Annotated in this window: 6 protein-coding genes and 7 tRNA genes; 10 read left to right on the forward strand and 3 right to left on the reverse strand. The window is 64.8% G+C overall.

Annotated features, from left to right (window positions below; all coding sequences use genetic code 11):
- Positions 1-942, reverse strand: a 942-nt coding sequence (locus ACESNG_RS12055) for a tetratricopeptide repeat protein (RefSeq protein WP_373069151.1), incomplete at its 3' end; no start/stop codon positions are given.
- A 287-nt stretch (positions 943-1,229) separates the two neighbouring features.
- On the opposite strand from ACESNG_RS12055, the gene ACESNG_RS12060 reads away from it, so the two are divergent.
- A complete protein-coding gene (locus tag ACESNG_RS12060; protein WP_373069153.1) occupies positions 1,230-2,063 on the forward strand; it encodes a hypothetical protein in 834 nt (277 codons plus the stop codon).
- Between the two features lie 6 nt (positions 2,064-2,069).
- On the opposite strand, the gene ACESNG_RS12065 is transcribed toward ACESNG_RS12060, so the two are convergent.
- Positions 2,070-4,859, reverse strand: coding sequence for an ABC transporter permease (locus ACESNG_RS12065; protein WP_373064212.1), 2,790 nt, complete (start codon positions 4,857-4,859; stop codon positions 2,070-2,072).
- Positions 4,856-5,632 carry an ABC transporter ATP-binding protein gene (locus ACESNG_RS12070; RefSeq protein WP_373069155.1) on the reverse strand — a complete coding sequence of 259 codons (777 nt, stop codon included), beginning with the start codon at positions 5,630-5,632 and terminating at the stop codon, positions 4,856-4,858. Before ACESNG_RS12070 ends, ACESNG_RS12065 begins: the two co-directional genes overlap by 4 nt.
- Here ACESNG_RS12070 and ACESNG_RS12075 point away from each other — a divergent pair.
- The 9 genes from ACESNG_RS12075 to ACESNG_RS12115 all read left to right on the forward strand — a co-directional run bounded on the left by ACESNG_RS12075 (position 5,631) and on the right by ACESNG_RS12115 (position 8,171).
- Positions 5,631-6,335, forward strand: coding sequence for an arylesterase (locus ACESNG_RS12075; protein ID WP_373069157.1), 705 nt, complete (start codon positions 5,631-5,633; stop codon positions 6,333-6,335). The two genes, ACESNG_RS12070 and ACESNG_RS12075, sit on opposite strands and share 2 nt — an antisense overlap.
- Positions 6,336-6,523: 188 nt before the next feature.
- Positions 6,524-7,090, forward strand: a complete 567-nt coding sequence (gene efp / locus ACESNG_RS12080) for an elongation factor P (protein ID WP_373064218.1) — start codon at positions 6,524-6,526, stop codon at positions 7,088-7,090.
- 164 nt (positions 7,091-7,254) lie between these two features.
- Positions 7,255-7,328, forward strand: a tRNA-His gene (locus ACESNG_RS12085).
- A 41-nt stretch (positions 7,329-7,369) separates the two neighbouring features.
- Positions 7,370-7,442, forward strand: a tRNA-Trp gene (locus ACESNG_RS12090).
- A 146-nt stretch (positions 7,443-7,588) separates the two neighbouring features.
- Positions 7,589-7,661, forward strand: a tRNA-Glu gene (locus ACESNG_RS12095).
- A 39-nt stretch (positions 7,662-7,700) separates the two neighbouring features.
- Positions 7,701-7,772 (forward strand) — tRNA-Glu (locus tag ACESNG_RS12100).
- Positions 7,773-7,817: 45 nt separating this feature from the next.
- Positions 7,818-7,892 (forward strand) — tRNA-Asp (locus tag ACESNG_RS12105).
- Between the two features lie 76 nt (positions 7,893-7,968).
- Positions 7,969-8,050, forward strand: a tRNA-Leu gene (locus ACESNG_RS12110).
- Between the two features lie 49 nt (positions 8,051-8,099).
- Positions 8,100-8,171: transfer RNA gene (locus ACESNG_RS12115), tRNA-Thr, on the forward strand.
- The last annotated feature ends 33 nt before the right edge of the window (positions 8,172-8,204 follow it).

Raw genomic sequence — 8,204 nt, forward strand, 5'->3', positions numbered from 1 at the left:
CACGTCGAGCACCAGGTCGATCATGGGTTCGACGGGCGTATCAGCCACCGTTTCGAACGCCGCGAGAATCTTGGCGTCGTGGTTTACCGGCTCCCGTATCGCAATCACACCCGAGGGTGTGGTGCGCAACAGAACATCCGTGATCGCCACGGCGTCACGCAGTGGCTGATCATCCCACTCGGCCTGCGCATCCTGTTCATCGATGGACGCGTGCGCGTACACGGCCACTGCGGCCACTGCGGCCCCGGCGGCGATCGCCTCGGCGGCCACCGCGCGTGCTGCTTCGGCGCGCACTGCTTCCACACGGTTGGCCTCGTGGTTCGCCTTCGCGCGACTGACATCGGCGCGCGAGCGCACTGCGGCCACCCTCGCCAACAGCCGATCGGCACGATCCGTCGGCATGCCGTGCGCGTGGAGCAGCGCGTGCAGACGGAGCAACAGCGGCTCCGCATTGGCCGGGGCGCCTGCGGCCAGCGCCAGTCGAGCCGCATTCTCCAACATCACCGCGAGGCGCGCATCTTCATCGCCCACATGACGTTCGACCGCAGAGATCGCGCGTTGGATCAGCGCCTGCGCCTCGTCGAGCCGACCGACGGCGCCCAGCATCACCGCGAGATCCATGAACCCACGGGCGACCGGCATGGCGTCTTCGCCTGCGAGTGCCACGCGGAGCGCGCAGGCTCGCTGCGCATGTTTGAGGGCGTCGTCGGTCCGACCCGCGCGAAAACACGCTTGTGCCAGGTTGCCGAGAATCAGGGCCAGCGCATCATGCGAGCTCTCGTCGGGCGCACGCCGTGCCAACACATCCGCCGCGGCCGCAAACGCCTCGGCGGCCTCATCCCAGTCCGCCGCAGCGGCAAGGGCGAGGCCTCGCGTGTTGTCATCCATCCACCCGTCGCGCTCGGAGCGCACGGTCCCGTGTGCCATCAGAAGCTCATTCATCGCGTGAAGTTGACGCGCCGTTGGAACCCACGTCACCGTGGTTCGCGCGATTGTACCACCGGTGTGACGTTCGTGCACGGTGCGACATAGCCGTCAGCGGCTGGCAGTGAAATACCGTGGATCATGTGGTCCGCCACGCGTGTGGGCGACCGGTACGTCGAGGCCGACAGCGCAATATGGCATGCATCGGCGCCGGGGCGGCAGGAGCGGCGCAAAGCGATCGTGATGCACGCCCGATTTCGTGCTCCCGCGTTGACGCGGCACCCGCGGAGCGTAGCTTCACAAGTATGGACTCGTCGCCGAATCGATTCACGCACAATGACTTACGGCTGTGTTCGCCGAAGTCGGGTTGCCGCGCCGCGTGGCAGCTGTTGCTGCTTTGCACCATCGCGGCCTGCAATCGTGAGAAGACCGTCACGATTTCCGGCGACATACCTGGACTCGATACGCTCGGGTTTCTTGGCGACTCGCTTCTGGCGCAAGCCGAGCGTGGTCCCGCCGCTATGTTCGACTCGCTCACTGCGATGACGACCGCGACGGAAGTGGCGGCCAGCGGCACCAACGAGGGGACGATCGCGAACGTGAACGGCGGCGCTGGCGGTAGCGATAGATTGGCCACGACCGCAGGACAGACCATGAGTCTGCGCGCGCAGGCCCGTGGTGATTCGATGGCACGGGCGATCGCGCAGCGTCTCGCCAGTGGAAGTGATCTGGCCGGGCGTACTCGTGGCGATTCCGTGCGCGGCGTGGTCACGATTCTCGGTGCTGAAGCCGCGCGCCAGGTCGTGTTGCGGGCCGACGGCAACAACATTTCGCTGAGTGGCATGGCGACATCGGGGCTTGCTCGACTGGCCGGAACCGAGATCATGGTGCGCGGCGTGATGATCACGCCGCGCGACATCGTCGTGTCGGACTACGTCGTGCGCGCGTCCGACGGTGTGCCGGCCTGGGATGGAACGCTCGACGAGAACGGAGGCTTGCGGCTTACCGATGGCTCGGGTCGCAAGCGACTACCGTCGGTACCGAGCGCCCTGCGCGGCATGGTCGGCGCGCGCATATGGGTGGCGTTCAAGGACGGCCGTACCACCGCCGACTCCTACGGCGTCATCGGTCGACGGTAAGCGCGTTCAGGCTTCGCGGATCGCGGCCATCGGCGTTTCCTTGTAGACATCGCGACTGGTCAACAGTCCGATCGCCATCGTGAGCAGCAGCATGCCGGCCGCGATGGCGAACGTCGGGCCGATGGCGGGATCGAACGGATCCTTGAACACGAATCGCGTGAGGCCCCATGCGCCCGCGAACGCCAGCACCATGCCGGTGAGTGCACCCAATGCACCTAGCGCGCCGTATTCGGCCAGCAGCACACGTGCCACCTGCGCTCGTGACGCGCCCAGGGTGCGCAACAGCACGCCTTCACGCAGCCGGGCGCGTCGTGTGGCGGCCACCGCACTGAACAGCACGGGCACGCCCATTGCCAGTGAGAACAATCCGAGGAATCGGATGGCCAGCGTGACACGATTCACAATCGCGCCGATCGTCTGCCGCACGAGCGTGAGATCGAGACTCGAGATGTTCGGGAAGCGACGCACGATATCGCGTTGCACGGCCGCGATCGCCGGCCCGGTCGGCACGTTCGCCACGACGACATACTGCTGCGGTGCACGACGCAGGGCTTCGGGAACGAACACCACGAAGAAGTTCGCCTCGAAGCGGGCAAAGTTCACAGTACGCAGACTGGTCACGATCGTGGTGATCGGCACGCCTTGCACGTTCCACGTGACCGTGTCGCCAAGCGCGATCCCCAGATCGGTCGCGAGGTCCCGCTCGAACGACACTTCGAATGGCGCATCGGGAACGGTGGCGCGACGCTTCGCGCGCGTTGACGAGTCGGCGAACCATTTGCCGGCCACCAACGATTCCGACCCCACGAGCGAGTCGCGATACGTACTGCGATACTCGCGACGAAGTGCCCAGCCCGCCCGACGTGCACTCGTGTCGGCCGTCAATGCCGACACACTGCGTCCGTTCAAGGCGTCGATGCGCATGGTCACGATGGGCGTCTGTTGCACGATGGGGTGCTGACGGGCACGCAACAGCGAATCGAGTGGTGCCGCCTGGTCGTCCTGCACATCGAAAAAGAGCAGGTTCCCGGCTGACCCGGCAGAGGTGGCTTGCACGCGACTCAGCAAATTCGCTTGTACGAGATACACGGTGCTGAGTAGAAACGCACCGAATCCCAAGGCGAGCGTGACGGCGCGCGTCTGATTCGCGGGGCGATGCAGATTCGCGATGCCCTGGCGCAACTCGAAGGGCCACGACGGTCGCGTGCTGCGGCGCGCGGCCGCGATGAGTAATGTGGCGGCGATCCACAACACCAGCACCGCACCGCCGATCGCGGCGCTGATGTAGAGCCCCTGACGCAGGCTGCCGATGCGCGACACCACGATACCGACAATGCTGCTCACCAACAGCGCGTCGACCGTAAGACGCGCCGGGTCTTTCCACTCGCGCGGCAGGGCGGCGTTGTCCATCTCCCGGCGAATCGCCTGCAATGGCGAGACGCGACGCAGCGCGAGCAATGGTCGCATGGCGAACACCAGCGAGACCCACACGCCCGTCGCGAGGCCGAGAATCAGCGGGCGTGGCTCGAGTGCGAGTTCGATATCGATGGGAAGGAAGTCCGAAACCACACCTGGCAGCAGGAACTGGATTGCGACGCCGAGCAACGTGCCGGCGATCGCGCCTACGAGGCCCATGGCCGCCGACTGCACGACGTACAGCGCCAGCACTTGTCGACTGGTGGCGCCCAGGCAGCGCAGCACGGCCACCGTGTCGATCTTGGCCGACACGAACGCATTCACGCCACTGGCGACACCGATGCCGCCCAGCAGCAGTGCGATGAGTCCGATGATGCTCAGGAAGTCTGCCAGACGGGCGACCGACTCGGTGAAATCCCGTTCGGTGTCTTCTACGGTTCGCACACGCACGCGGGTGCGCACGACTCCTGACACCAGCCCCGAGGCCGGGTCGGGTGCGGATGCGAGCGCAGGTGCAGCGTTCTTTACCGCCGTGTCGGCCACCTTCGTGTCGGTTGTCTTGGTAACCGTCGTCGGCGCGTCGGCCGGCGGTCCATCGGCGTCGCCGCCAGGGCCACGGCCTTCGCCGCCGCGCGCTTCCTGCGCCTCTTGCAGCGCCGCGGCCTTCGGATCGATGCGACGCCGCAGGTCACGCGCCACACGTTTTGCGGTGGCTGGTGCCGCCAGTGTCGCCGGCAGTCTGAGCACCACATCGTACTCGGCGCGACTGCCGAATTTGAGCAGCGCGGTGGCGTCGAGCCACGTATCCGACAGATACACGCGCGGGCCGATCACGGCGGTGATTCCGGCGTCGCCGGGTACGTTGCCGAGTGTGCCCGCGATCGCGAACATCTTCTGGCCGAGTCGCAGCGAATCCCCGACACTGGCGTTCAGCGCCACCAGCAGCGACGGATCGACGAACACGATGGATTCACGGTGCACGCGTGCCCAGGCGTTGGCGGGCACCGTTTCAATTTCGCCGTAGAACGGATAGCCGGGTGAGACGGCGCGCACTTGCACGAGTCGTGTGCCGCCCGACGGCTCGGCCAGCGCCATACTCGCAAACGTTGTGACCCGTGACGTCGCGATGTTGTCCGCGCGCAGCGAATCGAGCAGCGTATCGACCACAGCAGGGAAGGCGGCACGTGCCTGCAGCGCCATGTCACCGCCCAGCAGCGTGCGCGACTGTTCGCGGATCGATCGGGTCACGTTGCCAGCGAACGAGTCGATCGCCACGAGTGCGGCGACACCGAAGGCGATCGACGACATGTACAGCGCCAACCGACGCCGGGCCGTGCGACTCTCCCGCCAGGCGAGGCGGAGCAGGGCCTGCGTCGTCATGAGAGCAACGGGGCAACGGCCGACGAAGCGGCGGCCGGCTCGTGCATGATGTCTTCCACCACGACGCCGTCGCGCAGCCGAATAGTGCGCTGCGTCCGAGCGGCGAGCGCCACGTCGTGCGTGACAAGCACGATGGTGCAGCCGCGCTCGCGATTGAGCGCCTGCAGCAGTTCCACGATGCGCTCGCCGGTGGCGCCATCGAGGTTTCCGGTGGGTTCGTCAGCGAAGAGAATGCGCGGCTCGTTGACAAAGGCACGGGCCAGCGCCACCCGCTGCTGTTCGCCGCCGGAGAGCTGCTGCGGAAAGTGGTGCGTGCGGTCACCCAGCCCCACGCGAGCGAGCAGATCGCGGGCGCGGATCGTGGCTTCCTTCGCCGAGACGGCGCCGGAGAGCTCGAGGGGAACCTGCACGTTCTCGAGGGCCGTGAGCGTAGGGATCAGCTGGAAGCTCTGAAATACGAAGCCGACCTTTTCGCCACGCAGTTTGGCGCGGCGATCTTCGTCGAGACTTCCGAATTCTTCGCCATCGAGCGACACTGTCCCCTGTGACGGGGTATCAAGCCCGGCGAGCAGTCCGAGCAGGGTGGTCTTGCCACTGCCGGACGGCCCCACGATCGAGACGAACGCGCCTTGGGGCACGTCGAACGACACGTCACGCAACACCGTGAGGCGCTGCGTGCCACTCTGGTATTCCTTGGTCAACCCACGGGCAACGAGCATGCGATTGGAACAGAAGAGGAAAGTCGGTCGCCGAGCGGCGAGTGCGGTACTCATGGCCCTGACGGCATTGGGAGCAGCCTGTGGCACTAACGGTGAAACCGGTCGTTTGGATTCCGTCGGCGGAAAATCGGCATCGGCCGAAAGAACCGGGGAGAACGGCGCGGGGGCAACCCCGTCGCGGGTGGTGTTTCTCGGGACGAGCCTGACGGCGGGGCTGGGGCTCGATCCGGAGAAGGCGTACCCGGCGCTCTTGCAGCAGATGGCGGATTCGGCAGGGTTTGCGGTGCGCATCGTGAATGCGGGGCTGAGCGGCGAGACCTCGGCCGGCGCGTTGCGCCGCGCAGGCTGGGTGCTCGATCAGCCGGCATCGCTGGTGGTGCTCGAGGTGGGCGCGAACGACGGCCTGCGCGGCGTAGACCCCGACTCGACCTACGCCAACATCGTGGCACTGGTGCGGGTGGTCCGCACTCAGCGGCCGGAGGCTGGAGTGGCGTTGGTCCAGATGGAGGCGCCCACGAATTTTGGTGGCAGCTATACCACGCGCTTTCATCAAGCCTACGTGCGGGCGGCCAAGGAAACGGGCGTGCCGCTCCTCCCGTTTTTGCTCGAGGGCGTCGCCGGTGACGCCCGGCTCAATCAGGCCGACGGCATTCACCCGAATCCAGAGGGTTCGCAGCGGGTGGCCGATACGGTCTGGCGTGGCCTGGCGCCGCTGTTGGCGAAGTACTCGTCCGGCGGAATTCCCTCCGGCGGCTGACACGTCGGGTGCGGGCAGCCTCTTCCAGTCCCAGCTATGCGCGGTTACTTTTCGAAGCTGCGAAGGATTAGCTTGTCGATGGTCTCCCGATAGGGAATCCCGATCGGTGGGCGGAACCCGCGCTGTATTCCGGTTGGTATCCTGCGGGGGCTCGCCCCCGATGTCCCTTGTTTGAAGGTGTCGTTCGCATGGCCTTTTCTGCGACCCAGATCCGACGTGGTATGGTTCTCGTGTTCGAGAACGATCCGTGCCGAGTCGTCGAGTTCCGTCACCACACGCCGGGTAACCTGCGTGCCATGGTGCAGGCGAAGCTGAAGAACCTGCGTACGGGTTCGAACTTCGAGCATCGGTTCCGCGCGGCGGACACGATCGTGAAGGCGGACATGGAAACGCAGGAACTGGAGTTCATGTATCAGGGCGGCGACGTGTTTCACTTCATGAACATCTCGAACTACGATCAGATCGAGATGGATGAGGAGTCGTTAGGTGATTCGGCGCCGTGGATGCAGCCGGGCATGAAGATTCTGGCCGAGTACTACAACGGCCGTCCGATCGGCATCGAGCTGCCGAACTCGCTGATCTTCGAGATCGTCGAGACCGCCCCGGTGGTTCGCGGTGCGACGAAGACGGCATCGTCGAAGCCGGCGAAGCTGTCGAACGGCGTCACCGTCAACGTGCCGGAGTTCGTGGAAGAGGGCACGCGTGTCCGCGTGAACCCAACGACGGGCGAGTATCTCGAGCGCGCGAAGGAGTGAGCGTTCGACCGGGAAGAAAGTCGGGGCGAAGTATGGCTGCTCCGCTTGCAATCGGTCTTTCGTCTGGTTAGAGTTTGCGTCTCCCATCGGTTGTCAGCCTTGGTGATGACCGAGAGGATGTCGGCGTCGGACGTGATGGGTGAAAGCACACGCGTTCGTCCATGGTGGCCGTAGCTCAATTGGTTAGAGCACCGGATTGTGATTCCGGGGGTTGCGGGTTCAATTCCCGTCGGTCACCCTGGTCACACTGCAAGCGCTGGTGAGTCAAGGCGCTTCAGGAGGTCCGTAGCTCAATTGGTAGAGCACCGGTCTCCAAAACCGGCGGTTGGGGGTTCGATTCCCTCCGGGCCTGTTCTTTTGGAGTAGAGAGTAAGGGGTAGGGAGTTGAGAGTAGAACGGGCGCTGTTCGGTGAAGGGAGCGGGGAGTGATCGCGATCAGCGATCGCGACAGGAAATAGCATCACCGCCGTCGGCAGGTCGCCTTCGGCGACTGACGACGGCGGTATCGTCTAGGGGACTAGGACACAGCCCTCTCAAGGCTGGAACACGGGTTCGAATCCCGTTACCGCTACTGAAGGTGCTGGTGCAGTACAGGTTCGACGTAGACTCTGGCTCCATCGTCTATCGGTTAGGACACGACCCTTTCAAGGTTGAGAGACGGGTTCGATTCCCGTTGGAGCTATCAGCTCCCCATGGAGCTGGCTGATGCAGGTGCAGGACGTTGTTGGGGGGCGTAGCTCAGTTTGGTTAGAGCACTCGACTGTCACTCGAGAGGTCGCGGGTTCGAGCCCCGTCGCTCCCGTTGTTCCGCGGATGTTTGGGGTGCAGGTGTGGTTGGTGTTTCCGCGAACACAGATGCAGTGCTGCAGGTGTTGTGCGCCCTCGTGCTGGAATTGGTAGACGCGCTACTTTGAGGTGGTAGTGCTTAACGGCGTCGCGGTTCGAGTCCGCGCGAGGGCACTGTTTACCGTTGGATAGCAGGACACGGCACCTCACCGTGAGATCGAACGCCACAGTAGCTCAGTGGTAGAGCACCCGATTCGTAATCGGGCGGTCATCGGTTCAATCCCGATCTGTGGCTCTGGTTGGTGCAGAGCAGATTCCTAGCAGCATA

Origin of the sequence: Gemmatimonas sp. (genome assembly GCF_041689975.1) — a bacterium.
Lineage (GTDB): Bacteria > Gemmatimonadota > Gemmatimonadetes > Gemmatimonadales > Gemmatimonadaceae > Gemmatimonas.